The organism is Burkholderia sp. MSHR3999 (genome assembly GCF_000833595.1).
Classification (GTDB): domain Bacteria; phylum Pseudomonadota; class Gammaproteobacteria; order Burkholderiales; family Burkholderiaceae; genus Burkholderia; species Burkholderia ubonensis.
The window spans coordinates 1432665-1457613 of the sequence record NZ_JRFO01000001.1 but is presented as its reverse complement, the minus strand read 5'-3'; the positions used below and the strand labels follow the sequence as shown (position 1 = coordinate 1457613).

Sequence of the window (24949 nt, the reverse complement as noted above, 5' to 3'; positions counted from 1 at the left end):
AGGAAACGGCTATTTGCTGGGCGTAGCGGACATCTGAACGTCTGAGCGACGGTACCGGCGGATGACGCTTCCTGGCCGAACGCAGACATCCATCGTCTTGCGGCTCTGGCGAATTTCCCCAACTGCTCCCGTCGTTATGGGTCCATGCGACATCGGCGTTACCGGAACGCGGCTCGATCGCAGTCCGCGGGTCGCACAACATCGATCCGCTAACCGCTCCGACCCACGCTTGAAGGTTTGAACGGCACGGCAAACCGCACTGTCAGGCTTGCGCGGTAGTCGCCGTGGTAGTCGAACGATGGCGCGGGCTGCTGGTCGGCGTACCAGAAGTTCGTAAACGCCGCCACATCGGGGGCGCAATACCAATGCGCGGCACCGCTTTTCATCCATGGCCCACCAGACCGCCGACTTCGGGGCCTGTCTCCAATCCACCTTGTCGTGTGGCATGTCGCTCTCCTCACGATGCATGAGTCGATCACATCGGCCCGATGCGCGATCGTTGCTATCCGGATGCATGTGAAAGCCAACGTAGGCGATAGCACGGCGAGTGCGCTCCGTGCGCGTTGTGATCCCGATACGGACGCTCCGATGTCGCATGGTTCATCGCATGGCCCAATGCGAAGTAGCGTCGTGTCGGTTTTTCGCTCGCCACAGCTTACGCCTGTACGCAGGCTTCGCACATGTTCCGCTGCTTCGTCAGCAACATGCCCAGGTCGCCCCGATCTTCAAGGCGACACCGGAGGTTTCCACTCCGTTGATCGAGCCCGTTCGCTCTCGGCATCCCCGCGCGAACATCCATCGGCCTCGATGGTGATGCCTCGGTAGTCCATCCGGATCTTGCGATCCCAATCCTTCACCCACGCGGGGGTACCACACCTCCCGCGGGATGGTGTGTCTCCGCATCAATCATCAGGAGATTCACCATGACCACGTCGTCCAACGACAAGACCTACTTCGATCTGCACGTGACCGGCCTCGGCTACGTCAACCGCATCCGTGAGGTCAAACCGCGCAAAGGCGATGCGTTTCTCGCCTGCGACATTGCCGCGCTCAACGGTCCCAGCAACGAGCCCGAGTACCGCTACTTCGACGTGCGCGTCTCGGGTGCCGATGCGCAACATCTGATCCGCCGCTGCGAAAAGGCCGTCAAGGCCGAACGCAAGGTACTGATCGGCTTTCGCCTTGGCGACCTGTGGTCCGACCTCTTCACGTACACGAAGGGGAAAAACGAGGGCAAACCGGGAGTGAGTCTGAAAGCGCGCCTGCTCTTCGTAAGCTGGATCAAGGTCGACGGCCAGCTCGTCTACAAGGCCGAAGCCAAGCCGGCGAACCACGCTTCTCGTGAGGACACTCCCGCCTCGCAGGATGACACGCCGAACGTGGATTCCCCTGCCACCGACGACGCGAACGTCTCTGCACCCGCCATGGCTGCCTCGTTCTGACCGCATGGCCCCGTCCATTTCCGGGGTCTTCTCTTACCGCCCGGTGTCGTCATCGTGCCATCGATGGCGACGCCGTTTCATGAGGATGCCTCCCATGATCACGCTCTCCGGCCAGTTGGCCATCAAGACCATCCACGGACGCAACGGCGATTTCAATGTCGGACGCCTTGCGACCTCCATTGGCGAGTTCGTCATCAAGAACGCCGAACTCGATCAATACGCCGAAGGCAAGTACGACGGCGATTTTCTCGTCACGGAGATTTTCCCGTGGACCTATCCCACCGGTGGCCGCATGGTCATCGAAATCCGTGCACGACTCGGTGGCATGACGCTGTCCGCCGCGGACGCATTGAGCCGCGACGAAGCGAGCGCATTGAGTCCGCAGGAAGTCGATCCGATCGACGAGGAAACGTCCGCCAAGCCAGCTGTATCCACCACGGGTTCGGCCGGCGCGGCGCACGATCCGCTCATCGATACGACGCCGTTTGGCACGGAAGCGCCAGCCGCGCAGCACACTGCGAGTGCCGGCAATGCCGACGACGAAACGTTGTTCGGCGCACTCTGGCCACTCGCTGACATCGTCAAGCTTGATGCCACCGTCGACCGGCGCCTGCTGCGTCAACAGCGCGATCGCCTCGGCGCGCTGGGTTACGAATTCGCACCACTCTCGCAGGATTGGCACCGCCTCGCCGCCTGATCGCTTTTCCCCGTTCCGCTCCTCCCCATTTGGGGCAACCGCTCGCTCCCCCCGGCGACGTTGCCCCTCTTTTTTCCTCTCAAGGACATCACCATGCCCACCTCTCTTGCTTCGCGCACGCTTTACCCCATCGACGAGTGCCCCGATCTGATGGCTGACGCCTGCGTCGGTGACGATCACGGCGAACTCGTCTTTCTGTCTGTCTGGGCGCGCGACACCGCCATCCAGGCCTTCCTCGCCCGTCTCACGCTCGGCCCAAGCGAACAGGGTCTCGACCGCTTCCATCTCGTCACAGAGGACGCATCGGTGCCCGTCATCGTCGGCAACGTCGAACGACTGGACAAGCGCAGCACGCGCGCATTTCGCCGCACCCTATTCGGCTCGCTCGTGAACCTGTGGCTGTTCGACAGGCGTTGCGTGAAGCCCGACAAGGCGAACGCGACGGCGCTGGCGTTGCTGCCACGCACTGCGGAGTCACGCACCCAACGGCTCTGGTCGCTGGTGCGCGATACCTGTCCCTTGCCGCTGCTCGAACACTGGCACGACATCGTGCTCGAACTGCTCACACACGGCGACATGCTGACGCGTCTGCCGCTGGTCCTCGGACCGCTCGACGGTTACCGGCTGGCGATCGACGTGCCCGCGCTGACCGCAGCGCTCGGCGAGCGCATTCGCGACGGCCGCCTCACGGCATCGCCCTCCGAACCAGCCATCACGACACCGCTGGGGTGCGCGGCCTGATCTCCCACGGGCATGCACCGTGGCGTGCCCCATCGATCCTTCTGTTCAGGAGTTTCCCCATGGCTCTCATGTTTCCGCGTCTCGCACGCAATTTCATCAAAAACGGGTACTTTCCCACCGACGAAGGCACGCTCGAACGCGTGCTCTTGGCACTGGCTCCCTCGACGGGACCGATGTGCATCCTCGATCCGTGCGCCGGCGAAGGCGTCGCCATCGCGGAAGCTGCCCATGCGCTCGGACGTGACGGGGTCCGTGCGTATGCCGTCGAGTACGACGCCGAACGCGCCATCCATGCCCGGCAACTGGTCGATCGCTGCCTGCATGGCGACCTGATGGACACCATCATCAGCCGCCAATCCTTCGGCTTGCTCTGGCTCAATCCGCCTTATGGTGATTTGAGTCGCGATGCGAACGGCAACCTGGGCTACCAGGGTCAAGGTCGTGCGCGCCTCGAGAAACTGTTCTATCAACGTACGCTACCGCTGCTGCAATACGACGGCGTGCTCGTCTTCATCGTCCCCCAGACTATCCTCGATGCCGAGCTGGTCGGTTGGTTGACACGTCACTTCGCGGATCTGCGTATCTACCGTGCAGTGGACACGCAATTCAAGCAGGTGGTGATCCTCGGTCGTCGCGTGCGACAGCGCGACCAGACCGCCGACAGCGACAAGGCGATACGCAGCCATCTGCTATCGATCGGTCATGGCGATGTCGACGCGGACGAACTGCCGGAGGCATGGCCCTTCGCGCCGTACACCGTGCCGTTATCGTCCGCCGAACCGGAGCATTTCTACCGGGTCACGCTCGATCCGGCGCAATTCGAAGACGAGGTGCAGCGCCTGCAAGGGTTGTGGCCTTCCGTCGAGACGCATCTGGGTGCCACGCAGCAAACACTGCGTCCGCCGGCACGGGCGTTGTCGCAGTGGCATCTCGCGTTGGCCCTTGCGGCTGGCGCGGTCTCTGGCGTGGTGACTTCGCGGACCGGCAAGGTGCTGGTCGTCAAAGGCGATACCCACAAGGAGAAGACGCTGCAGACGGAGTTTACCGAGCGTGACGACGGCTCCATCGCCGAAACACGCATCCTCACCGACAAGTTCGTGCCGGTCATCCGCGCCTGGGACATGACACCGGGCTCGCCGACGCGCGGCGACGTGCTCACCATTCGCTGATCGTCATCCACCAACGACACGTCGATTTCATCCACCCACCGGGGTCACCGTACCCCGCCGGGGTGCCGTGACCTCTTTCAGCAACAGGAGGTCTCCATGGCACTCGAACCCTTATCGCCCGCGCGCTTCACTCCCGGTCGTCTGACCATGACGGCCGGCGTCGATACGCTGATCCATCAGGGCCGGCTCAATCCCCTGCCCTACTTGCGTCGTCATCTTCGTGCTGACTGGGGCGAACTTTGCGACGCCGATCGCCGCAGAAATGACACCGCGCTCGCGCACGGCGACCGTTTGCTGTCGTCCTATCAGGTCACGCCTGACCTGACGCTGTGGATCATCACCGAATGGGATCGCAGCGTCACCACACTGCTATTGCCGTCGGAATACTGAGTTCCTCTTCGTTCCTCCTGGGGCATGTCATCGCCCCACCGGGACGGTGCATGCCCCTTTCTTTTCCAAGGAGTCTGCACCATGTCGCTCGATACACGTTCCGATGCGCCCGAACAGGGTGATCTGCTCGAAGCCGCGGCCTCGTCGCTTACGCTGTCTCTGCAGGATTTCGTCACTGATTTCGGTGACGAGCTGCTGGAGGCTCTCAACCACGCCAATCCGCCGGTCTACGCCGGCCAGCCTCGCGCTCACCGCCAGCTGGTCCTCGCCGGTCTCAAGCGCAAGTTGTTTCCTGCCCAAGCCGATGTCGTCCATGCGGTCACGGAACTCCTGATCGAACGCAACGAGCGTGCGGCCATCGTCAATGGCGAAATGGGCTGTGGCAAAACGACCGTCGGCATCGCCACCGCAGCGGTGCTGCATGCGGAAGGCTATCGCCGCACGCTCGTGCTTTCACCGCCGCATCTCGTCTACAAGTGGCGTCGCGAAATTCTCGAAACGGTCGCGGGTGCCAAGGTCTGGGTGCTCAACGGCCCGGACACGCTCGTCAAGCTGATGAAGCTGCGTGAGGCGCTACATGTGCCGGCACAGGGCCAAGAGTTTTTCGTGCTGGGCCGCGTGCGCATGCGCATGGGTTTCCATTGGAAGCCTGCGTTCGTGCGTCGCCGCACCGTGCATAGCTCCATCGGTGCCTGTCCGCACTGTGGCGACATCATCACCGACCTCGATGGCGAACCGATCAACCCGATCGAACTCGATGCTGAGGACATCCGTCGCAAGTGCGCGCACTGCGCATCACCGCTCTGGACGTTGATGCGTCCACGTACGGTGTCTGCCAACGACCAGTCGGCCGCCGTGCTCAAAGCACTCAAGCGTATTCCGACCATCGGTGAAGTGACCGCACAGAAGCTGATGAAGCAATTCGGTGAGGCGTTTCTCGCGTCCATGCTCGGCGACAACGTGTTCGAGTTCATCAACCTGATGGACGAGCACGGTGAGCTGGTGTTTTCCGACCGTCAGGCCCAGCGCATGGAACGCGCGATGGCGAACATGGAGTTCGGATTCGGGGAAGGTGGCTATCAACCGTCCGAGTACATCAAGCGCTATTTGCCGCAAGGCACGTTCGACCTGCTGATTGCGGACGAAGCGCATGAGTACAAGAACGCGGGCTCCGCACAAGGTCAGGCCATGGGCGTGCTCGCTGCGAAGACGCGCAAGACGCTGTTGCTCACCGGCACGTTGATGGGTGGCTACGCCGATGACCTCTTTCATCTTTTGTTCCGGTCGTTGCCCGGACGCATGATCGAAGATGGGTATCGGCCGAACCGCCAAGGCAGTCTGACATCCGCCGCGATGGCTTTCATGCGCGATCACGGCGTGTTGAAAGATATCTACTCGGAAAGCACCGGCTCGTCGCACAAGACGGCCAAGGGCTCGAAGATCACGGTGCGCACGGTCAAAGCACCGGGGTTTGGCCCGAAGGGCGTGCTGCGATGCGTGCTGCCGTTCACGGTGTTCCTGAAGCTCAAAGACATCGGCGGCAACGTCCTGCCACCGTACGACGAGGCATTTCGCGACGTCGCGATGACGCCCGAACAAGCCTCGGCCTACCGGCAGTTGTCGGGCACGTTGACGATGCATCTCAAGCAGGCGCTCGCCAAACGCGATACGACTTTGCTCGGCGTGGTCCTCAACGTGCTGCTCGCCTGGCCCGATACGTGTTTTCGGTCCGAGACGGTGAAGCATCCGCGCACGCACGCGATGCTGGCGTTCACGTCAGCGCAATTCGGCGATCTGGACGTCATGCCGAAAGAGCGGGAACTCATCGACATCTGCCGGCAGGAAAAAACCGCCGGTCGCAAGACCCTGGTCTATAGCGTTTATACGGGTACGCGCGACACGACATCCCGGCTGAAGACGTTGCTCGAGCAGGAAGGCTTCAAGGTGGCAGTGCTGCGCGCAAGCGTGGACGCCTCCCGCCGCGAAGACTGGATCGCCGAGCAACTCGATCGCGGGATCGACGTACTGATCACCAACCCGGATCTCGTGAAAACCGGCCTGGATTTGCTTGAATTCCCGACCATCGTCTTCATGCAGTCCGGGTATAACGTCTACACGCTGCAACAGGCCGCACGTCGCTCCTGGCGCATCGGTCAGAAGCAGCCGGTCAAAGTGATCTACCTTGGCTATGCCGACACCTCGCAGATGCATTGCTTGGCGTTGATGGCGAAGAAGATTGCGGTCTCACAAAGCACCTCGGGTGACGTACCGGATTCCGGCCTGGATGTGCTCAATCAGGACGGGGACTCGGTGGAAGTCGCGCTCGCCCGCCAGTTGGTACACTAACCGCTGTCCGTCCACTTGTGGCCCCACATTACCGTGGGGCCATTTTTTTGCTCCGCGTCGATGAGTTGCAACATGAAAGTCGCTTGGTGGCTCCGCGCGGATGCAACGGCATTGCCACGGCGGACGTGCCTGGTGTCATGACCAGAGCGCTGTTTTGAGCAATCCGACGGTACAAAGCGTTGGGGTCAAGCGTCACTCAATAACGGGTTGATCGGAAGCTCAAGTGTCTTTGCCAGAGCGACGTATTCCGTAATCGCTTTGACGATGTAACGCATGTTCTCCAGATTCCTGCGAGCGCCATCCGGCGACGTGAAATTCACCTCGGCCTCTTTGGGTACGGCTTTCGACATTTCCTTGAAAATGGCCCCGTCGATGGCTGCGTAGTCATCGGCTATCGCCTCAAAGTTCTTGAAGGAGTCGTGCTTTCCGGAGGTTACGTAGCGAAGCAAATACCCGAACTCCGAAACAAGCAATCCATCCACCACGAACCCGTACTCGTCGTAGAGATGGAATCGCCATTTGTTGCAGAACTCTTCGACGGCATTCCTCTTGGTTCGATCATTGATCCACTTCAACCATCTGAACATCACTTCTCCTTATGCACGGTGTGACGACTCGCTCGCGTGACGCCATCGTTGGCGGGTACCCAGCTGTTGGTCGGGGCCTGCATACATGGCTTGCACACCCGGCCCCTCGCGGCCGACACGATGGTCTGCCATACGCCCAGGGCGGAGATGCACACATCCCGCCTGTGCGCCCATTGGGTATAACGGCTCGTTCGCGTAAATCTGAAGACCCCGTCAGTACGCCCATCGCCGGTGACGCCGCCTGTGCACCATCGAAACGAATCCCCACTTGGGGGGTGCGACCGAACCCTTGGCGCCTTGATCGGGAGCGGGCACCTTCTATACCCTCGTGCCTACCAACGTCCAGGGAAGGTCTCATGCAGCCATCGTCCGGAACACCACGCGGCATGCTTATCTTGTACCGCCATCCGCAAGAAACGCTGCACATTGGCGACGAGATCACTGTCACCGTCCTTAGCATTCACGGCCATCAGGTTCGCCTCGGCATCCAGGCCCCTGCCCACGTCGGCGTCCATCGCGATGAAATCTATCGGCGCATTCAGGCGGAGAAGCGCGCCGCGGCAAATGCATCATCCTCGCATCCTCCGGTCATCGTCCGCCACGCACGCTCCCGCCATCACGAATAACCGCCCAGGCACGGAACAACCTGCACATCGATACGACTCGCCCACACAATCGGGCGTTCGATCGATCCGTTTTGACACGTGCACCCAGTCACGTAAACGACGACTGTCACGGCATCGCCATGCCGAGGTCATCGTATGCCGTCACCCTCTCACCGCCGTGTGACACGCAATGCGCTTTGTGCTATCGCCGTCGCCACCGCGACGACATGCGTCACCGCATGCGCCACGTCGGCGCCACCGACCACGCTTCCGCCGTCGACACCGATCACGGCACGTGAGCCGGCGTCATCTCCGGCCATCCCTGTCGTCCGCTACAGTCGCTACACACTGATCGAGCTGATGCCGGACGACGGTCAGCGCGATCTGATGCAGCAGGTGATCGATCTCACCATCCCCTTCGCCGCCAACGCCACGGTTGGCGATGCCCTTCACTATGTGCTGCGGCACTCGGGCTATCGACTCTGCGACGAGCGCGCAGACACCACCGCCGTGCTATACGCCCTGCCCCTGCCCGCTGCGCACGAACATCTGGGACCCATCACGTTGCGCGACGCCCTGCAACGCCTCGCCGGGCCACGCTGGACCTTACTCGTCGATGACGAAACGCGCGAGGTGTGCTTCGCGCCGCAGCCGGACGATCATCCCACCTCGCCGGCGCCGTCCGCCTCATCACCCGATGATCCGGTGCCGCTGATGGATGTCGATCCGATCAACGATCCCTCGGGAGGCCCGCAATGATCGTGTCACCCCGCGGACGGCGCTTGTTTTGCATGGTCGCGGCGATCAGCACTGCGGCCATCGCCACGCTCGTGATCGTCGATCATCAGCGACTGGCTCATCTCGCCCGCACGTCGCCGAGCTATGCGTCGCACACCGATGTGCGCGTACTTCAGCAACGACTCGACGCGTTCGATGCTGCGCTAACGCGCTTGCAACACGCTCCAGCGAGCGTCACGCAGACGACGTTCGATGCCACGCGTCAGACGGTCGACGCACGAGTGAGCAAACTGGAGCAGCTTTCCGCCACAACGGCGACCGCGGATGCCGTCAACGCGCTCGATGCGCGCGTCCATCAGCTTGAAACGCACCAGGCCGCCTCGGTTCAGGCTGCGAGCAAGGCAGCGACCTCCCGGCACCATCCCGTCGCACTGCCCGCGCCACGTATGCCACCCTTCGCCATCCTGGGCGAAGAACGGCGTGGTGGTCAGACATTTTTGTCTATCGCGCCACCGCACTGGCATGCGCTCGGCGACGTACACCTTCTGCAACCCGGTGACAGCGAGGGCGACTGGCAGCTCGAAACGCTGGACGGCTATACGGCCATGTTCCGGGTCGACGGCCGTGTCCAGCAGTTGCCGGTTCGGTGAGGCTGTGCCATGACCTGTGTCGTTTCACGGCGCTTCGCCTGCATCGCCGCATGCCTAATGAGCGTCGCAGCCGCAGCGACGGCGCAAACCCGCATCGCTGCGAGCTCTTCCGCAACGGCTATCGAACGCGCCTCGCCCATGGCCGCATCGGATGAAGCCCGCGCCCATGCGTGGGGACTCGATGCCGCCGAATGGAGCCGCTACCAGCAGTTGATGCAGGGCCCGCTTGGCATCTACTCACCGAATCTCGATCCGCTCACCGCACTGGGCATCGAGGCCCGTTCGGACGCCGAGCGGCAGCACTACGCCGAATTACAGGTGCGCGCCGAATCGCAGCGGGTGCAGAAGGAACTCATGTACCAACGCGCCTATGACGCCGCGTGGAAACGGCTGTATCCCGATCAGGTGCCGGTGCATGCGCTGACGTCGCCCTCCCGCCCTGATGTATCCCTTGCACACACGGGACGGTTGGCCGTCTTCGTGAAGGACGACTGCCCGACCTGCGATGCCCGCGTGCGACAACTTCAAACATCCGGTGCGGCGTTCGACATCTATATGGTCGGCAGTCGCGGCGACGATGCGCGTATTCGTGCATGGGCGCAGCGCATCGGCATCGATCCGGCCAAAGTCCGCGCACGCACCATCACCTTGAATCACGATGCCGGACGTTGGCTGATGCTCGGCGGTCAAGGCACTTTGCCCGCGGTGCTGTCCGATACGGGGTCGCCATGAGAGGGGCACTGGCCCGTAGGATGCGCCGACATGCGTGGCTCAGCCTGCTCGGTTGGCTCAGCATGCCCACCGCGGCCGTCACGCTGCCGCCCCCCGCCTATCAGCTCGCGGCCCACGATGCCGGGGTGCCATCGGTGGTACTGTTCGCCGTCGCGCTGCAAGAAAGCGGCACGCGCCTGCAAGGACGCCTCATCCCCTGGCCGTGGACCTTGAACATCGCGGGCAGCGCGTATCGCTACCGTACGCGTGCTTCCGCGTGCCGTGCGCTGCGCGTGGCGTTGCTGATGGTGGACGCCACGCATGTCGACGTTGGACTCGCGCAGATCAACCTCGGCTTTCAACGCGAGCGCTTCGCCGATCCGTGCGACGCCCTCGATCCGTATCGCAATCTCGACGCCGCCGCATCGATCCTGCGCGAACAACACATCGCGGGCGAAGACTGGCTCGTCGCCGTGGGGCGGTATCACCGACCCGCGGGCGGTGCATTGGCCTCGCACTATCGACGCCAAGTGGCTGTTCGTCTAGCGCGCGTGCTCGATGCCGCTTATCCGTGATGGGGAGTCGATCATGAAGCTTGCTCATCGCTTTGTGTGTGTCGCGCTACTGGGACTGGTACGCATCGCATCCGCGCAAGACCTGATCGTCGTCGGCGACGACGGCGGCGTGTCGGCGCTGCCGTATTACCGTGCGCTCAATCTGTTGCCCGATGTGTCGGCTGCGCCACCGGTTGTACCAGCAGCACCGCACGCGCCGTATCGCGAAGCCGATCTGTTGCCCGTGCATTCGGCGCGCCTGACACCGGGGCGAGTGACACCTCGCACGCTTCGCGCGCCGGGTCTGCCACCCTTCTTTCTGATCGGCGACGACCGCCCATCGCGCGCCTGGCTGCATGCCCGCAGTGACACGCTGCGTGCGATGGGCGCCATCGGTCTGGTCGTGAACGTCGGTTCGGCCGAAGGGCTCGCCGCCCTGCGACGCGATGCGCCGGGTCTCACGCTGGTCCCCACCTCCGGCGACGACATCGCGATTCGCCTGGGCCTCTCGCACTACCCCGTGCTCGTCACCGCCACCGGCATCGAACCATGACATGGCGCAGGAACACGCCGTCGAAGTACTGTTGCGGCCCGCCGTGGAGCTTTACACTGTGGCCGTGTGCGCGCTCGGCGCAACGCTATGCCTGGCGGCACCCTGGTCACTCGCGCTGACGCCACGCTTCGGTCTCGTCTCGGCGCTCGCCTTCGGTGCGTTGGGTTATCGCCGCTGGCGACAGGCGCGCGTGATCCTGCGCTACCGCCGTCACATCCGCCGCTTGCCGCGTTACGTGATGGCGAGCCGCGATGTGCCGGTGAGCCAGCAGTGGCTCTTCATCGGCAAGGGCTTTCGGTGGGAACCGCACCACACGCACCGCCTGGCACAGACGTATCGACCGGAGTTTCGCCAGTACGTCGAACCCACACGGGCCTGGCGGCTCGCGCGTCGGCTCGAAGCGAAACGCGAATTCGTGCCGTTGCCGCTGTCGGCGCTCGCACGCGCCACCGCCTGGGATCATCCACTCAATCCTGTCCGCCCGTTGCCACCTGTCGGTGGCCTGCCGCGTCTGCACGGCATCGAGCCGGTCGAAATCGACGTCACGCTGCCACTGGGCGAACGCGTGGGCCATTCGCTGGTGCTCGGCACCACCCGCGTCGGCAAGACGCGTCTGGCCGAACTCTTCATCACGCAAGACATCCGGCGCGTGCGCAACGGCCAGCACGAGGTCGTGATCGTGTTCGATCCGAAGGGCGACGCCGATCTGTTGAAACGCATGTATGTGGAAGCGAAGCGCGCCGGACGCGACGGCGAGTTCTACGTCTTTCATCTCGGCTGGCCGGATATCTCGGCCCGCTACAACGCGATCGGCCGCTTCGGGCGGATCTCGGAAGTCGCCACGCGCGTGGCCGGGCAATTGTCCGGGGAAGGCAACTCGGCCGCATTCCGTGAGTTCGCCTGGCGCTTCGTGAACATCATCGCGCGTGCATTGGTGGAACTGGGACAGCGGCCCGACTACCTCCTGATCCAGCGGCACGTGATCAACATCGATGCGCTCTTCATCGAGTATGCCCAGCACCTCTTCGCCAAGGCCGAGCCCAAGGCGTGGGACGTGATCGTGCAACTGGAAGCCCGGCTCAACGAGAAAACCATCCCGCGGCACATGGTCGGGCGCGAGAAGCGCGTGGTCGCGATCGAGCAGTATCTGTCGCAGGCCCGCGTATTCGATCCGGTGCTGGATGGCTTGCGTTCGGCGGTGCGCTACGACCGCACCTACTTCGACAAGATCGTGGCGAGCCTGCTGCCGCTCCTGGAAAAGCTCACCACTGGCAAGATCGCGCAACTGCTTGCGCCCGACTATCGCGACCTCGCCGATCCACGCCCGATCTTCGACTGGATGCAGGTGATTCGCAAACGCGCGATCGTGTACGTGGGTCTGGATGCGCTCTCCGATGCCGAAGTCGCCGCCGCGGTCGGCAACTCGATGTTCTCGGACCTCGTGTCGGTCGCTGGGCACATCTACAAGTTCGGGGTCGATGATGGTCTGCCGAGTGCGATGGCCGGCGCCACGATTCCAATCAACGTGCATGCGGACGAATTCAACGAACTGATGGGCGACGAATTCATTCCGATGATCAACAAGGGCGGCGGCGCCGGCGTGCAGGTGACGGCCTACACGCAAACCCTCTCGGACATCGAAGCACGTATCGGCAACCGTGCCAAGGCCGGCCAGGTGATCGGCAACTTCAACAACCTCTTCATGCTGCGCGTGCGCGAAACCGCCACCGCCGAACTGCTCACCCGCCAGTTACCGAAGGTGGACGTCTATACGGCTTCGGTCGTGAGCGGCGCCACCGACAGCTCCGATCCGAAGGCGAAAACCGCCTTCACCTCCAACACGGTCGATCGCGTCAGCGCTACCTCTGTGCCGATGATCGAACCAGCGCATGTGGTTTCGTTGCCCAAGGGGCAATGTTTCGCGCTGTTGGAAGGCGGCAACCTCTGGAAGATTCGCATGCCGTTGCCCGTGCCCGACCCGGACGACGCGATGCCGGAGAATCTGCAGGCCATGGCGCGTGCGATGCGTCAGCACTACACGGATGCGGGCGACTGGTGGGAAAGCACCGGTATCGAGCACCTGCAACAACCCACGCTCCCGGCCGATCTGGTCGACGATTTCCGGCAGATGACCGCCAACGACGTCGACGCGGCCGCGTGACGGTTCCGATATCACTGCCATGACCGATCCCGCCACCACCGCCCAACGCCAGCAGGTACACCAGCAAGGTCTAATTGCGCAGATCGTCACGCTGCCCTTTCGCTTTCTTGGTGTGCTGATTGGTTCACTCTTTCTCGCGGTGCTGATCGAATGGGTAGGCATGCTAGTGCTGTGGCACGATCAGGGCTGGCATCACGCGCAGGCGATGCTGCATCACGAGACGGAGCAGCTCGCCGCGGATTTCTTCGACAGCCTGCTGGTGCACGAGCCCGCGCATACGGCGCAAGTTTGGCTTGAGGGCGCTTACCAGATGATTATCGTCAAAACGGGACTCCTTGCGTGGATACGCGACGCCGATGCGCAGACGCATGCCAACAGCATGAAGGGCACCGATCTGCGTCACTACCTGGGCCTCGTTGCCGTGCACCTCGAGGCCTATCTGCTCGCCGCGCTCTACACGGGCCTAACGTTTCTCGTGCGACTGCTGGTGCTGATCATGGTGCTGCCGCTCTTCGTCGTTGCCGCGTTCACCGGATTCGTCGATGGACTGGTGCGGCGGGACATCCGGCGCTTCGGTGCGGGGCGCGAATCCGGCTTCCTGCACCATCGCGCGAAGGCGACCATGATGCCCCTGGCGGTGTTTCCGTGGACCGTCTATCTCGCGCTGCCGATCAGCGCGAACCCATTGCTTGTGCTTCTTCCCTGCGCCGCGCTGCTCGGCATGTCGATCGATGTGACCATGGGCACATTCAAGAAATACCTCTAGCCCCCATAGCGCCACCCCTCGCCCAAGAGGCAAGGAACGGCACATGGTACATTTCGAGCAAACGCTTCACTGACGCGTTCCAAATGCAAGACGGTACTGACGTTTTCCGCTCCGCAACGCGAGGACCCACTGACGTCAAAGACGCTGGATTCCGGCCTGCACGGCACGACGGCAGGTTGAATCCAGCGTCGCGAAAAGAGGAAAGTCTCAATGGACGCGCACAGGATGGCACAAGGAGGCAAGGCATGGGATGGGGAAGGCTCTACGCAGTGAGTGAAAGCGCCAGCCAGTTGCTGAGCACGTGCCGAGCGAAAGCCGACTGGTACGAAGCAATGAACACGCTGGGTATCGAGAGCGCGCCGCAACTCGACGCCGAGGACGAGATTCGCTTCTGGGCATCGAAGCTTGACAGCATCGCTCACCCCGCCGCGAAGTTCTTCGCCGGTGATTGGCATGCCGAGTACGACGAAACCGGTGATCCGAACGTCTGCTTCCTCAGCAGCGAATCGGTGCGCGCGTTTCTTTCGCAACTTGAGCAACTCGGCGAACGCTTCTTCATCGACCTGTTTCCTCACGATGGGCCGCACGGTATCGGACATGCTTGGCTGTACGAGCCGCTTTGCGTTTTCCTGCGGGACGCCTGCCTCCACGGTCATGCCGTCATGATCCTGTGGGAAAACTAAAACACGTGGGTGCCTTGGCAATCGATTCCTCTACACAAGCCGGGATTTTCCAGCATGAAACCAGTCACCTACTACGCCCTACGTTGCGCACCCAAGGATGAAAAGGTTCTCATCGGGCGCGTCAACGCCTACTTGGAAACGTTGCATCGAACCACCTCCAAAGCCAAGCAGCCGTCGCTCCTGCAACGCTATGCACCCTTTGTGATCAAGCACTTCTATTGGAACTTGAACAAGGACGCGGGGACTTGGTTCGATATTTATCCCAATCAAGACACCCGGGGTGAGTTTTTCTTTCCGGCATTCCAAGATCATGCGTGGCTACTACACGTCCGCATCGACACCAAATCGTACCCGGATGCCACCGAGGCGAAAGCCGAGCAATTCATCGCGTCCCTCCTCGCGGCGATTGGTTTTGATGCGGTTGTCGTTCAAGAAACAGATGAAGCGTAAGCGTCAACGTCTGTGCCTCGCTTGGCCGCATGCCGGCGAACACAGTGCAGCGATGAGAACGCGTCCCCGTTGATCAGAGCATCCATGCAGGCTCTCTCATCCGATGCATGGCCGGCTTGATGGATGGGCGGTCCTTGGCCTTGATCGCTCACGTCTCCAGTTCTGCAGGAAAGTCCATGAGCAGGAAGTCCTCTTTGAGCGTTTTTGCATCCAGGATCAGGGGAAGCGCCTTGACGCTCCCCGGCACGAGTGGTGCACCGTAGACGATCGCCAGTTTGAGCTTGGCCTTGTACGCGAAGGCGATCAACGCGCGAAGCTTGTACTGCGGCAGGCCAAACACACCAAACCTATCGCCATCCGGCAACGAACGCCGAAACGCTTCCGCATGCTTCTTGGAGATAAAGACGGGGAGATTGAATGGGAATCCACACGGAAATGCGTAGTAGGTTCCGTTGCTCTCCCCATCAGAGCCTGCGTGAAGCTCCGCAATGCACCAGAAGGGCTCACCGATGAGATCGGGTTCATGGATGAAGCTGGTCGTGATGTGCCGGGCGAGCAATTGTGGAATGGTGGGAAACGTGGCTTCGGTCAGCGCCAGCATCCCGTGCCGCTCCGCGACCTTTACGGCGCCATCCTGATAGCCGTTGCGTGAAACAACGACTCCGACGAGATCGTTCCCGATGTTCTTGATCTTCTGGTGGAACTCAAGGATCTGCCCTTGACTGACAGGACTCTTCCAGTCCTTGCACTCGATCGCGACACGATGGCGGACGCCCGCTTTCCAGAACTCGTAGTACACGTCAACCTCGTAGGTTTCCCCCGACGGGAGAACGAAGGTGGTTCGTTTCGATACCTGGATTCGTTCGCCTTTCAGATTGAGAAGCGTGCTGTAGACATAGTGCACGTAGTCTTCCCAGTCAGTGCCTTTCTTCACTTCTCCTCCTTGGATTGTCGTCGTGAACGTGAAAGCTCGACCCAGCGAGTCGACTTACGACGCAAGGGTATCAAAGCCTGAGTCGCTCTCTAAAAAAACGGTGCGCGCTCAGCACGGATTGTCGACTGACGCCATGAGCCGAAAGCCCCAACCTGCGGCCATCCTCGACTCTCAGGACGACAGGGATGGCACCCCGACCGACATCCACGACAACGCGGCGAGTGGCATTGGCATTTGCCGTCGCCATATGCCTCTGTGGCCGCGTTGTGCATGCCTACGCGGCCGATACCGCATCCGAATCCGCACACCTCGCCGCCATCGAACGCCAGCTCGACACCATCGACCGTCTCGCGACGCAAAGCGAACAGCTCCCCGATAGCGGCACCACACACGAGCACTTCGACTACGCACGCCTGCACGCCGACATCGCCCGTGTCCGCGAGGGCATCCAGGACTACCTGAGTCCCCGCCGCCCGCTACCGCGTGATCCGTCCACGCTCGTCGGCCATTACCGCGTGAGGACGGATGCGCCATGAATCTTACTGGCGATCAATTGACCGCATTCCAGAGCAACGGTGGTTTCTCGCCCACCGACTGCTCGGTGCTGCTCGTCAGCGTCGTCTTCGTCGTGGTGCTGATCTGGGGCGTGTGGGCGCTACGCACCGCGTATGCGGGCTGGGCTGCACGGCGACTCTCCAACGCGCAGTTCCTCGGTGTCGCCGCGCGCTTCGCGGCGATGTATGTCGTGCTGACCTTCCTTCTGCTTTCCTGACCTCGGACGTTCCCCATGGATTCGCGTCTCCGTTCTTGCACCCTCGTACGTCGCCTCGTCCGTGGCACGTGCACGGGCGCTGTTTCCGCCTTCGTCACGATGCCCTTGCTGGCCTATCCGGGATTGCCCACGCTCGAAGATCCTTCGCGTGGTGCCGGTAACGGCATCCTGCAAACCCTGCAGAACTACGGCTACGACATCGTGATGCTGGTGGCGCTACTCATCATCGCCTCGATGTTCATTGGCGTGTGTTACCACGCCTACAGCACCTATTCGGAGATTCACACCGGCCGCAAAACCTGGGGCCAGTTCGGTTTGACGGTAGCCGTCGGCGCGCTGTTGCTGGTGGTGGGCATCTGGCTGCTCACCAAGGCCACCGGCATTTTGTGAGTCGCCGATGCCGAACGAGATCGACACCCTTCGGGACGGCACCGTGGCCTTCCTGCCACATCGCCTGAACCGGCAGCCCGTCATCGTGCGGGGACTCACCGCTGACGAACTCTGGATCACCGTCGGCCTGTCCGCGATCGCGGGCATCGTGCTCGGCCTTCCACTCGCGTGGCTCACACGCAGCATCGCCATGGCGCCGACGACGATCATGGCGAGCATCGCGACCGGCATCGTCGCGGGCGGCACGCTGCTGCGCCGGCAGAAACGCGGGCGCCCGGATACGTGGCTGTACCGGCAGTGGCAATGGTGGCTGCACTGCCATGCGCCGTTCGTGTCGCGCTGGATCGGTGCGCGACCGCTGATCGTGCGCTCCGGTGCCTGGACCGTTCGCCGTACCACGCCCACGACCCGCGGAGGCGTGCGATGAGTCGCTTTCGTAACGAAGTGGCGCGACTGGATGCGCACGTGACCACCCTGCGTCGCGTCATCATCGGTCTGTTCGTGCTGATGCTGGCCCTCGCGATCGGCTGGTGGAACGCGCCCCGCCAGCTCACCATCCACATTCCACCGGACCTGCGCTCAGGTAGCACGCGCAAATGGTGGGAAGTGCCGCCCTCGTCCGTTTACGCGTTCGCCTTCTATGTGTTCCAGCAGCTCAACCGCTGGCCGACCAACGGCGAAGAGGATTACCCGCGCAACCTCCGCGCGCTCACCGCGTATCTCACGCCCTCGTGCAAGGCGTTTCTGGACAGCGATGTGGCGTACCGGCGCGATAGCGGCGAGTTGCGCAACCGGGTACGCGGCATCTACGAGATTCCCGGCCACGGCTACGGCGACGATCCCAGCTTTCATGTGAAGGTGCTTTCGAACGATGCCTGGCTCGCCACGCTCGATCTGGCGGCGGATGAGTATTACGGCGCCGAGCAAGTCAAACGTGCCCTCGTGCGCTACCGGCTGAAGGTCGTGCGCATGGACATCGATCCGGAGAAAAACCCGTTCGGGCTCGGCCTCGACTGCTACGCCTCGCCACCCGAACGGCTCGCGCTGCCGACGCCCACCCCACCGGCCGCCGCATCGGGCGCCAGCGGAGTTCTGCCATGACACGACGACTGTTTCGCTCACTGGGCCTGCTCCTGGTTCTCGCCCGTCTGATCACCGCGCCCGCGCACGCGGTGGACGTGATGCCGTGGGAGCGCCTGCCGCTGGCCGTGCCACTGATCGTCGGCCAGGAGCGTGTGGTCTTCATCGATCGCGACGTACGCGTCGGCGTGCCAGCCGCGATCGCCGATCATCTGCGCGTGCAGAGTGCCGATGGTGCGATCTACCTGCGCGCCAGCGCACCGATCGAACCCACCCGCCTGCAGTTGCAGGACGTCGCCAACGGCACGCTGATCCTGCTCGATATCGCCGCCCATCCTGCTGCGCCCAAGGAGGCGCCGCTGGAGCCGGTACTCATCGTCGTGGACCATCCACCATCCAGCAAGCCGGCACAAACGTCGACGCACGACGATACCGATAACGATGACGCGTCCAAGGTGCTCGACACCCCGGTCCCCGTCCTGCTCACGCGCTACGCTGCGCAAAGCCTGTATGCCCCGCTGCGCACCGTGGAACCGGTCGACGGTATCGCATCGGTGCCCGTCGATCGCACGCTGCCGTTGGACAGTCTGCTCCCCACCGTGCCGGTACGCGCGTCGGTCTGGGCTGCGTGGCGGCTCGATGACGCATGGGTGACGGCGGTCCGACTGACCAACACCTCCGCGCACCACCTCGATCTCGATCCGCGCGCGTTGCAGGGCGATTTCGTGGCCGCGACCTTCCAGCATCCCGACTTGGGGCCGGCCGGCGACGACACCGATACGACGGTCGTCTATCTGGTCACACGCGGTCATGGGCTGGCGGCCTCGTTGCTTCCTGCGATCCGCCCGGTCGACGTGCATCCGACGACACTGTCCACGACCGAAGGAGCCGGCGATGAAAAGTAACGGCCTGCTCAAATGGCTGGTCATCCCGATATTGGTGCTCGCGGTATGGGGGCTGATCAAGACGTGGACAGCACACCGCGCGCCGCGTGCGGCGTCGAACGTCGCGTCCGATACGCTGACACCCGCCGAGCTCAAGGCCCTCGGCATCGAAGGCGATACGCCGCACGACACGGTTGCCACGCTGGTCGGTCAGGTGAAAGCACTGCGCGGCGAAGTCCAGGCGGCGGTCAACGACAACCAGGCGCAGCGCGCCGAGAACGAGCGTCTGCATCAGCGTGAAAGCGACATCGACCAGCGCATCCAGAACGCGGTGAACGCCGAGCGCGACCGCCTGCACGACGAACGCAATCAGGCGCAAAGCGACCAGCAACAGACGCAAAGTCTGCTGCAGGATCTCGAACACCGCCTCGACACGCTCGATCACAAGAACGGCACCGATCTGCCGGTGGGTTTGGGATTGCGCGAGGGCGATGGCGCTGGCTTCGCGGGCGGTGAGATGCAATGGACGGAGCCGGCCGACAAGACGCCGCAAGGCACGAAACGTAACGGTGCATCATCCGCCCCCTCGACCAGCGCGGTCGGCGGTTTTGGAGCGGCCGACACGGCGCCCGCGCAACAGACGCTGCCGTCGAACGACACGACGAACCCGGGCGATGGAGCGACTGATAAACCGCACCTGCGTCCGGTCTACACCGTGCCCGCCAATGCCACCTTGATCGGTTCGATCGCGATGACCGCACTGATCGGGCGCGTGCCCGTCGATGGCACGGTCAACGATCCGTATCCGTTCAAGGTGCTGATCGGCCCCGACAACCTCACCGCCAACGGTATCGATCTGCCGGATGTCGCGGGCGCCGTGGTGAGCGGTTCGGCATCGGGCGACTGGACACTCTCGTGCGTGCGCGGACAGATCCGCTCGATCACCTTCGTGTTCCGCGACGGCACGATTCGCACGCTGCCCGCGAGCGATCACGGGTCGAATAACGACACGGCAGGCAACACAAACACCGCCACCAACGGCGCCGCAACTACGCAAGGCGGCCTGGGCTGGATCAGCGATCCCTATGGCATTCCGTGCGTCGCAGGCGAGCGGCGCAGCAACGCCGAGCAATACCTGGGTTCGCAAGCGCTGATCACCGCGGCGGGCGCCGGTGCCGCATCGCTCATTCCCAAGGGCAGCGACAACGTCTCCTACGTGTCGAGCAACGGCAACACGCTCGGCACCGTCGGCATCTCCGGCAACGAAGCCATGGGCCGCATTCTCGCCGGTGGCGTGCAGGAGATGTCGCAATGGGTCAACAAGCTCTACGGCCAAGCCTTCGCCGCGATCTACGTGAAGCCCGGCGCCAAGGTGGCCGTCCACATCGATCAACCGCTCACCCTCGACTACGACCCGAAAGGCCGCAAGGTCAACTACCGAACGGGAGCTTCGCATGCGCCAGATCTCGACTAGCGCCCTGATCGCCGCCTGCCTCGTGCTGCTCGCTGGCTGCGCGACCACGAAAGACAAAGTGTTGCCGCACGGCGACGCCACGATGCTGGACATCTGGAATCAGCAGACCGGCGGCGGCGCGAACGCCGCTGAGGCGACACGACAGGTGATGGATGCACGCGAAGCGCTACGTCGACCGCTGACACCCGCGGACCAAGCGACCGCAGCCGGTGATAACGCAAGCTACACGCGTACCGCCGAAAACGAAATCCAGTCGCTCTTTCATCGCCTGCCCAACCCGGACATGGTGATGTACGTATTTCCGCATCTGGCGGGTACGCATCCCACACCAGTACCCGGATACAGCACCGTGTTTCCGTTCTACGAGCGCGTGCATTACGCGATGCCCGGCGAACGGACGGAGTCGTACTGATGGGCTGGCTGCCACGCTTGGCTGCGCTGCGCGAGCGCTTGCTGCCCCGTCGCGATCCACATGCAGGCATCGACGATGACAGTGCGGATGCGTGGGAAACCTACGCGTCGCGCTTGCGCGCACACAGCATTCCCCTACCGGGCGCATCGACCGGCCGACGCCCGGCCACGGTCGCCGACGAACAGGCGTTCTACGACGTCGCGCCGTCCTTCGTCGAACTGCTGCCCTGGGTGGAATATCTGCCCGACTCGCAGAGCATGCTGCTCGAGGATGGCGTGTCGGTCGCCGCGTTTTTTGAGCTCACACCAGTGGGCACGGAGGGGCGCGAACCGGCGTGGCTGATGCAGGTCCGCGATGCGGTGGAAAACGCGTTGCAGGATGCCTTCGATGAGCTGGACGATCACCCGTGGGTGGTGCAGTTCTACGCGCAGGACGAAACCGCGTGGGAGGCGTACCTCGACACGCTCGATACCTACGTGCAACCTCGCGCACGAGAGACCGCCTTCACCCGCTTCTACCTGCGCTTCTTCGCGCATCATCTGCGCGCCATCGCAACACCCGGCGGGCTGTTTCAGGACACGACCGTCACGCAACTGCCGTGGCGCGGACAGTCACGGCGTGTGCGCATGGTGGTGTACCGGCGGGATGCCGACGGCACGGCACGCCGCGGTCTCTCGCCCGAACACGCGCTCACGTCAGTATGCGATCGCCTGACCGGCGGGCTGGCCAACGCCGGTGTGAAAGCGCGACGCCTGTCCGCCGCCGCGATTCACGCCTGGCTGCTGCGTTGGTTCCATCCGCATCCCACGCTGCTCGGTGACACCGCCGAGGATCGCGAGCGGTTCTATCAACTCGCCGCCTATCCCGACGATAGTGATGATGGTGAGCTGGAACTGGCCAGCGGCACTGACTTCGCACAACGGCTGTTTTTCACGCCGCCCCGTTCGGACGTCCAAAGCGGACTGTGGTCGTTCGATGGCATGCCACACCGCGTGATCGTGCTCGACCGGCTGCGCACGCCGCCCGCGACCGGCCATCTCACCGGCGAGACACGCAAGAGCGGCGATGCGATCAACGCGCTGTTCGATCAGATGCCGGAAGACACGGTGATGGCGATGACGCTGGTCGTCACGCCGCAAGACACGCTCGAAGCGCATCTCAATTACCTGAGCAAGAAATCAGTCGGCGAAACGCTCGCGTCCGAACAGACGCGCCAGGACGTGCAGCAGGCGCGCACGCTGATCGGCAGCGCCCACAAGCTCTATCGCGGCGCGGTGGCGTTCTACCTGCGCGGACGCGATCGTGCCGAACTCGATGCACGCACCCTGCAACTCACCAACGTGATGCTGGGTGCCGGCTTGCAGCCGGTGCGCGAGGACGACGAGGTCGCGCCGCTCAATAGCTACCTACGCTGGCTGCCGTGCAACTACGACCCGGCGAAGGATCGGCGGCAGTGGTACACGCAACTGACGTTCGCGCAACACCTCGCGAACGTGGCACCGGTGTGGGGACGGAGCCAGGGGACCGGCCATCCCGGCATCACCCTGTTTCATCGCGGCGGCGGCACGATTACCTTCGACCCGCTCAATCGCCTCGACCGGCAAATGAACGCGCACCTGTTCCTGTTTGGACCCACGGGTTCGGGCAAGTCGGCGACGCTCAACAACCTCCTCGTCCAGATCACGGCGATCTACCGGCCACGGCTGTTCATCGTGGAAGCCGGCAACTCGTTCGGCCTGTTCGGCGATTTTGCGCAGCGGCTCGGCTTGACCGTGCATCGGGTGCGGCTGTCGCCTGGCTCAAGCGTGAGTCTCGCCCCGTTTGCGGATGCGCACCGTCTGGTCGACACGCCGAGCGACGTGCAGACGCTCGATGTCGATGCGCTGGACGAACCCGCGGCGGGTGCGCCGGACGGCGACGAGCAACGCGACGTGCTGGGGGAACTGGAAATCACCGCGAGGCTGATGATCACCGGCGGCGAAGACAAGGAAGAAGCGCGGATGACGCGCGCCGATCGAAGTCTGATCCGCCAGTGCATTCTCGATGCGGCGCATCGCTGTGCGCAGAACCAGCGCTCCGTGCTCACACACGACGTGCGCGATGCCTTGCGCGAACGCAGCCGCGATGCCTTGCTGCCCGAGGTGCGACGTGCGCGCCTCCTGGAAATGGCCGATGCGATGGACATGTTCTGCCAAGGCGTGGACGGCGAGATGTTCGACCGGCCGGGCACGCCCTGGCCCGAAGCCGACATCACCATCGTCGATCTCGCCACCTTCGCGCGGGAAGGTTATAACGCGCAGCTTTCCATCGCCTATATCTCGCTGATCAACACCGTCAACAACCTCGCCGAGCGCGATCAGTTTCGCGGGCGGCCGATCATCAACGTGACGGACGAAGGCCACATCATCACCAAGAATCCGCTGCTCGCGCCGTACGTGGTCAAGATCACCAAGATGTGGCGCAAGCTCGGCGCCTGGTTCTGGCTGGCGACGCAAAACCTCGACGACCTGCCGAAGGCCGCCGAGCCGATGCTCAACATGATCGAGTGGTGGATCTGCCTGTCGATGCCACCGGACGAAGTGGAAAAGATCGCGCGCTTCCGCGAACTGAGTCCCGCGCAGAAGGCGCTGATGCTCTCGGCGCGCAAGGAAGCAGGCAAGTACACCGAGGGTGTCATCCTCTCGCGTTCGATGGAGCTGTTGTTTCGCGTGGTGCCGCCAAGCCTGTATCTCGCGCTCGCGATGACGGAGCCGGAAGAAAAGAACGAGCGCTACCAACTGATGCAGCACTACGGCATCAGCGAGCTGGACGCCGCGATCCGGGTCGCCGAACGCATCGATCGCGCGCGGGGCATCGTCATGCCGACGCTGGCGGATTTCACACCATGAAGCCCTGGCATGCCCTTTCACACACTAGCCACGACGCGTCGCGCGTTCGTCGACGCGTCGTCCTCAGCACCGTCGTGGGGATCGCCTTATTGACAGTGATCGTGACGCTCGTCGGCGTGCGACATCGTTCGCCATCGCCCTCCACCGCCACGCCGCCATGGGTCTATGGCAACCTGCACGCGCGTTACACCCTCATCGAGTATGCCGATCTCGAATGCCCGTATTGCAAGGCGTATTTCCCGGTGCTGAAAGCATGGATCGATGCGCATCCCGAGGTGAACTGGCAGTGGCAACACCGTCCGCTTGCCCTCCATGAGCCGGCGGCGACGCGTGACGCGTGGTGGGCCGAGTGTGCCGGACGAACGAAAGGCAACGAGGGATTCTGGCAGGCCGTGGCGTGGATTTATGCGAACACACGCGGGAACGGTGAAGGTTTGCCGGCATCGGCGACCTTCCCGACCTCGCCGAAACTCAAGGCATGTCTCGCAAACGCTGACGTCGGCAAAGCCATTCAAGCCCAAGCGGAAGCGGCCCACCGAGCGGGTATTGAGGCGACACCGACGGTAAAACTGCTGGATCACGCGTCAGGCAAGGCCATCGTGCTCGAAGGCGTCATCGAGGGGGACGCGTTGCTGTCGGCGATGGATGGGCTGGCCGACGCGTCACACACCCAAGCGCCGCCCACGTCCGCCACCGTCAGCCCTCGAACGCGAATCGACCGTTCATCGGATACCCCGTAGCCAGCGGTCTTCCAGGCTACGCACGGCGTGCACCGTGTGACCGCACCAGCCCGCGTGCATCGTCCTGGCGGGCACTCGTTGGTCAACGAGCGATGCATGGTCTTCATCGCTCCGATCGGAGCATGGTTGTTG

At 63.1% G+C, this 24949-nt stretch carries 28 protein-coding genes; 26 read left to right on the top strand and 2 right to left on the bottom strand.

Annotation, left to right across the window (positions count from 1 at the left end):
- Nucleotides 1-923 precede the first annotated feature (923 nt).
- The 6 genes from KY49_RS06850 (at nucleotide 924) to KY49_RS06825 (ending at nucleotide 6785) form a co-directional block, all read left to right on the top strand.
- The gene (locus tag KY49_RS06850; RefSeq protein ID WP_042583909.1) at nucleotides 924-1442 is read left to right on the top strand and encodes an STY4534 family ICE replication protein; all 519 of its coding nucleotides are present in this window, start codon (nucleotides 924-926) and stop codon (nucleotides 1440-1442) included.
- Between the two features lie 94 nt (nucleotides 1443-1536).
- A complete protein-coding gene (locus tag KY49_RS06845; RefSeq protein ID WP_042583908.1) occupies nucleotides 1537-2139 on the top strand; it encodes a DUF3275 family protein in 603 nt (200 codons plus the stop codon).
- Between the two features lie 93 nt (nucleotides 2140-2232).
- Entirely contained in the window at nucleotides 2233-2880 is a 648-nt protein-coding gene (locus KY49_RS06840) for a hypothetical protein (protein ID WP_042583907.1), read from the top strand.
- A 59-nt stretch (nucleotides 2881-2939) separates the two neighbouring features.
- Complete coding sequence (locus KY49_RS06835) at nucleotides 2940-4049, top strand: DUF6094 domain-containing protein (protein ID WP_042583906.1); 1110 nt, start codon at nucleotides 2940-2942, stop codon at nucleotides 4047-4049.
- Between the two features lie 96 nt (nucleotides 4050-4145).
- Nucleotides 4146-4439, top strand: a complete 294-nt coding sequence (locus KY49_RS06830) for a hypothetical protein (RefSeq protein WP_042583905.1) — start codon at nucleotides 4146-4148, stop codon at nucleotides 4437-4439.
- An 81-nt stretch (nucleotides 4440-4520) separates the two neighbouring features.
- A complete protein-coding gene (locus KY49_RS06825) occupies nucleotides 4521-6785 on the top strand; it encodes a helicase-related protein (protein ID WP_042583904.1) in 2265 nt (754 codons plus the stop codon).
- Between the two features lie 185 nt (nucleotides 6786-6970).
- Here KY49_RS06825 and KY49_RS06820 read toward each other — a convergent pair whose 3' ends face one another.
- Complete coding sequence (locus tag KY49_RS06820) at nucleotides 6971-7372, bottom strand: hypothetical protein (RefSeq protein WP_042583903.1); 402 nt, start codon at nucleotides 7370-7372, stop codon at nucleotides 6971-6973.
- 356 nt (nucleotides 7373-7728) lie between these two features.
- Between KY49_RS06820 and csrA the strand changes: the two genes are divergently transcribed.
- From csrA to KY49_RS06770, 10 genes are all read left to right on the top strand, one after another.
- On the top strand, nucleotides 7729-7998 hold the full coding sequence (gene csrA, locus KY49_RS06815; protein ID WP_442854607.1) for a carbon storage regulator CsrA: 270 nt from the start codon (nucleotides 7729-7731) through the stop codon (nucleotides 7996-7998).
- Between the two features lie 135 nt (nucleotides 7999-8133).
- Nucleotides 8134-8736, top strand: a complete 603-nt coding sequence (pilL2, locus tag KY49_RS06810) for a PFGI-1 class ICE element type IV pilus protein PilL2 (RefSeq protein WP_042583901.1) — start codon at nucleotides 8134-8136, stop codon at nucleotides 8734-8736.
- Nucleotides 8733-9365, top strand: a complete 633-nt coding sequence (locus KY49_RS06805; RefSeq protein ID WP_156162444.1) for a hypothetical protein — start codon at nucleotides 8733-8735, stop codon at nucleotides 9363-9365. The genes pilL2 and KY49_RS06805 overlap by 4 nt, the downstream gene beginning before the upstream one ends.
- Before the next feature lie 9 nt (nucleotides 9366-9374).
- On the top strand, nucleotides 9375-10097 hold the full coding sequence (locus KY49_RS06800; protein WP_042583900.1) for a TIGR03759 family integrating conjugative element protein: 723 nt from the start codon (nucleotides 9375-9377) through the stop codon (nucleotides 10095-10097).
- A 20-nt stretch (nucleotides 10098-10117) separates the two neighbouring features.
- A complete protein-coding gene (locus tag KY49_RS06795) occupies nucleotides 10118-10651 on the top strand; it encodes a lytic transglycosylase (RefSeq protein WP_052495621.1) in 534 nt (177 codons plus the stop codon).
- Nucleotides 10652-10664: 13 nt separating this feature from the next.
- Complete coding sequence (locus KY49_RS06790) at nucleotides 10665-11183, top strand: integrating conjugative element protein (protein WP_042583899.1); 519 nt, start codon at nucleotides 10665-10667, stop codon at nucleotides 11181-11183.
- Nucleotide 11184: 1 nt separating this feature from the next.
- The gene (traD, locus tag KY49_RS06785; RefSeq protein ID WP_042583898.1) at nucleotides 11185-13344 is read left to right on the top strand and encodes a type IV conjugative transfer system coupling protein TraD; all 2160 of its coding nucleotides are present in this window, start codon (nucleotides 11185-11187) and stop codon (nucleotides 13342-13344) included.
- Nucleotides 13345-13363: 19 nt separating this feature from the next.
- Nucleotides 13364-14110 carry a TIGR03747 family integrating conjugative element membrane protein gene (locus KY49_RS06780; protein WP_042583897.1) on the top strand — a complete coding sequence of 249 codons (747 nt, stop codon included), beginning with the start codon at nucleotides 13364-13366 and terminating at the stop codon, nucleotides 14108-14110.
- A 332-nt stretch (nucleotides 14111-14442) separates the two neighbouring features.
- A complete protein-coding gene (locus KY49_RS06775) occupies nucleotides 14443-14793 on the top strand; it encodes a hypothetical protein (RefSeq protein ID WP_156162443.1) in 351 nt (116 codons plus the stop codon).
- Between the two features lie 54 nt (nucleotides 14794-14847).
- Entirely contained in the window at nucleotides 14848-15243 is a 396-nt protein-coding gene (locus KY49_RS06770) for a hypothetical protein (protein ID WP_042583895.1), read from the top strand.
- 148 nt (nucleotides 15244-15391) lie between these two features.
- On the opposite strand, the gene KY49_RS06765 is transcribed toward KY49_RS06770, so the two are convergent.
- Nucleotides 15392-16177: a restriction endonuclease gene (locus KY49_RS06765; RefSeq protein WP_042583894.1), complete on the bottom strand. Its 786-nt coding sequence runs from the start codon at nucleotides 16175-16177 to the stop codon at nucleotides 15392-15394.
- A gap of 221 nt (nucleotides 16178-16398) precedes the next feature.
- Between KY49_RS06765 and KY49_RS06760 the strand changes: the two genes are divergently transcribed.
- From KY49_RS06760 to KY49_RS06715, 10 genes are read left to right on the top strand one after another with little or no spacing between them, the layout of a single operon-like run.
- Nucleotides 16399-16713 carry an integrative conjugative element protein, RAQPRD family gene (locus tag KY49_RS06760; protein ID WP_231636348.1) on the top strand — a complete coding sequence of 105 codons (315 nt, stop codon included), beginning with the start codon at nucleotides 16399-16401 and terminating at the stop codon, nucleotides 16711-16713.
- Nucleotides 16710-16949 (top strand): TIGR03758 family integrating conjugative element protein, encoded by a 240-nt coding sequence (locus tag KY49_RS38060; RefSeq protein WP_042583892.1) that lies wholly within the window; start codon nucleotides 16710-16712, stop codon nucleotides 16947-16949. Before KY49_RS06760 ends, KY49_RS38060 begins: the two co-directional genes overlap by 4 nt.
- A 15-nt stretch (nucleotides 16950-16964) precedes the next feature.
- Nucleotides 16965-17339, top strand: coding sequence for a TIGR03745 family integrating conjugative element membrane protein (locus KY49_RS38055; RefSeq protein ID WP_042583891.1), 375 nt, complete (start codon nucleotides 16965-16967; stop codon nucleotides 17337-17339).
- Between the two features lie 7 nt (nucleotides 17340-17346).
- Nucleotides 17347-17766: a TIGR03750 family conjugal transfer protein gene (locus tag KY49_RS06745; protein ID WP_042583890.1), complete on the top strand. Its 420-nt coding sequence runs from the start codon at nucleotides 17347-17349 to the stop codon at nucleotides 17764-17766.
- Nucleotides 17763-18440 carry a PFL_4703 family integrating conjugative element protein gene (locus tag KY49_RS06740; protein WP_042583889.1) on the top strand — a complete coding sequence of 226 codons (678 nt, stop codon included), beginning with the start codon at nucleotides 17763-17765 and terminating at the stop codon, nucleotides 18438-18440. Before KY49_RS06745 ends, KY49_RS06740 begins: the two co-directional genes overlap by 4 nt.
- Nucleotides 18437-19324, top strand: a complete 888-nt coding sequence (locus tag KY49_RS06735; protein ID WP_042583888.1) for a TIGR03749 family integrating conjugative element protein — start codon at nucleotides 18437-18439, stop codon at nucleotides 19322-19324. Before KY49_RS06740 ends, KY49_RS06735 begins: the two co-directional genes overlap by 4 nt.
- A complete protein-coding gene (locus KY49_RS06730; RefSeq protein ID WP_042583887.1) occupies nucleotides 19314-20777 on the top strand; it encodes a TIGR03752 family integrating conjugative element protein in 1464 nt (487 codons plus the stop codon). The genes KY49_RS06735 and KY49_RS06730 overlap by 11 nt, the downstream gene beginning before the upstream one ends.
- Complete coding sequence (locus KY49_RS06725) at nucleotides 20758-21189, top strand: TIGR03751 family conjugal transfer lipoprotein (RefSeq protein WP_042583886.1); 432 nt, start codon at nucleotides 20758-20760, stop codon at nucleotides 21187-21189. The genes KY49_RS06730 and KY49_RS06725 overlap by 20 nt, the downstream gene beginning before the upstream one ends.
- Entirely contained in the window at nucleotides 21189-24077 is a 2889-nt protein-coding gene (locus tag KY49_RS06720; protein ID WP_156162442.1) for a conjugative transfer ATPase, read from the top strand. The genes KY49_RS06725 and KY49_RS06720 overlap by 1 nt, the downstream gene beginning before the upstream one ends.
- Nucleotides 24074-24817: a DsbA family protein gene (locus tag KY49_RS06715; protein ID WP_042583885.1), complete on the top strand. Its 744-nt coding sequence runs from the start codon at nucleotides 24074-24076 to the stop codon at nucleotides 24815-24817. The genes KY49_RS06720 and KY49_RS06715 overlap by 4 nt, the downstream gene beginning before the upstream one ends.
- Nucleotides 24818-24949 lie beyond the last annotated feature (132 nt).

What these genes read in the sequence shown, in the direction of transcription:
- KY49_RS06800 (WP_042583900.1), top strand. Translation starts at nt 9,375, where the DNA reads ATGACCTGTGTCGTTTCACGGCGCTTCGCCTGCATCGCCGCATGCCTA.
- KY49_RS06845 (WP_042583908.1), top strand. Translation starts at nt 1,537, where the DNA reads ATGATCACGCTCTCCGGCCAGTTGGCCATCAAGACCATCCACGGACGC.
- KY49_RS06825 (WP_042583904.1), top strand. Translation starts at nt 4,521, where the DNA reads ATGTCGCTCGATACACGTTCCGATGCGCCCGAACAGGGTGATCTGCTC.
- KY49_RS06840 (WP_042583907.1), top strand. Translation starts at nt 2,233, where the DNA reads ATGCCCACCTCTCTTGCTTCGCGCACGCTTTACCCCATCGACGAGTGC.
- KY49_RS06730 (WP_042583887.1), top strand. Translation starts at nt 19,314, where the DNA reads ATGAAAAGTAACGGCCTGCTCAAATGGCTGGTCATCCCGATATTGGTG.
- traD (WP_042583898.1), top strand. Translation starts at nt 11,185, where the DNA reads ATGGCGCAGGAACACGCCGTCGAAGTACTGTTGCGGCCCGCCGTGGAG.
- KY49_RS06830 (WP_042583905.1), top strand. Translation starts at nt 4,146, where the DNA reads ATGGCACTCGAACCCTTATCGCCCGCGCGCTTCACTCCCGGTCGTCTG.
- KY49_RS38055 (WP_042583891.1), top strand. Translation starts at nt 16,965, where the DNA reads ATGGATTCGCGTCTCCGTTCTTGCACCCTCGTACGTCGCCTCGTCCGT.
- KY49_RS06795 (WP_052495621.1), top strand. Translation starts at nt 10,118, where the DNA reads ATGCGCCGACATGCGTGGCTCAGCCTGCTCGGTTGGCTCAGCATGCCC.
- KY49_RS06745 (WP_042583890.1), top strand. Translation starts at nt 17,347, where the DNA reads ATGCCGAACGAGATCGACACCCTTCGGGACGGCACCGTGGCCTTCCTG.
- KY49_RS06720 (WP_156162442.1), top strand. Translation starts at nt 21,189, where the DNA reads ATGGGCTGGCTGCCACGCTTGGCTGCGCTGCGCGAGCGCTTGCTGCCC.
- KY49_RS06820 (WP_042583903.1), bottom strand. Translation starts at nt 7,372, where the DNA reads ATGTTCAGATGGTTGAAGTGGATCAATGATCGAACCAAGAGGAATGCC.
- pilL2 (WP_042583901.1), top strand. Translation starts at nt 8,134, where the DNA reads ATGCCGTCACCCTCTCACCGCCGTGTGACACGCAATGCGCTTTGTGCT.
- KY49_RS06725 (WP_042583886.1), top strand. Translation starts at nt 20,758, where the DNA reads ATGCGCCAGATCTCGACTAGCGCCCTGATCGCCGCCTGCCTCGTGCTG.
- KY49_RS06775 (WP_156162443.1), top strand. Translation starts at nt 14,443, where the DNA reads ATGAACACGCTGGGTATCGAGAGCGCGCCGCAACTCGACGCCGAGGAC.
- KY49_RS06770 (WP_042583895.1), top strand. Translation starts at nt 14,848, where the DNA reads ATGAAACCAGTCACCTACTACGCCCTACGTTGCGCACCCAAGGATGAA.
- KY49_RS06805 (WP_156162444.1), top strand. Translation starts at nt 8,733, where the DNA reads ATGATCGTGTCACCCCGCGGACGGCGCTTGTTTTGCATGGTCGCGGCG.
- KY49_RS38060 (WP_042583892.1), top strand. Translation starts at nt 16,710, where the DNA reads ATGAATCTTACTGGCGATCAATTGACCGCATTCCAGAGCAACGGTGGT.
- KY49_RS06850 (WP_042583909.1), top strand. Translation starts at nt 924, where the DNA reads ATGACCACGTCGTCCAACGACAAGACCTACTTCGATCTGCACGTGACC.
- KY49_RS06715 (WP_042583885.1), top strand. Translation starts at nt 24,074, where the DNA reads ATGAAGCCCTGGCATGCCCTTTCACACACTAGCCACGACGCGTCGCGC.
- KY49_RS06790 (WP_042583899.1), top strand. Translation starts at nt 10,665, where the DNA reads ATGAAGCTTGCTCATCGCTTTGTGTGTGTCGCGCTACTGGGACTGGTA.
- KY49_RS06740 (WP_042583889.1), top strand. Translation starts at nt 17,763, where the DNA reads ATGAGTCGCTTTCGTAACGAAGTGGCGCGACTGGATGCGCACGTGACC.
- KY49_RS06735 (WP_042583888.1), top strand. Translation starts at nt 18,437, where the DNA reads ATGACACGACGACTGTTTCGCTCACTGGGCCTGCTCCTGGTTCTCGCC.
- KY49_RS06835 (WP_042583906.1), top strand. Translation starts at nt 2,940, where the DNA reads ATGGCTCTCATGTTTCCGCGTCTCGCACGCAATTTCATCAAAAACGGG.
- csrA (WP_442854607.1), top strand. Translation starts at nt 7,729, where the DNA reads ATGCAGCCATCGTCCGGAACACCACGCGGCATGCTTATCTTGTACCGC.
- KY49_RS06780 (WP_042583897.1), top strand. Translation starts at nt 13,364, where the DNA reads ATGACCGATCCCGCCACCACCGCCCAACGCCAGCAGGTACACCAGCAA.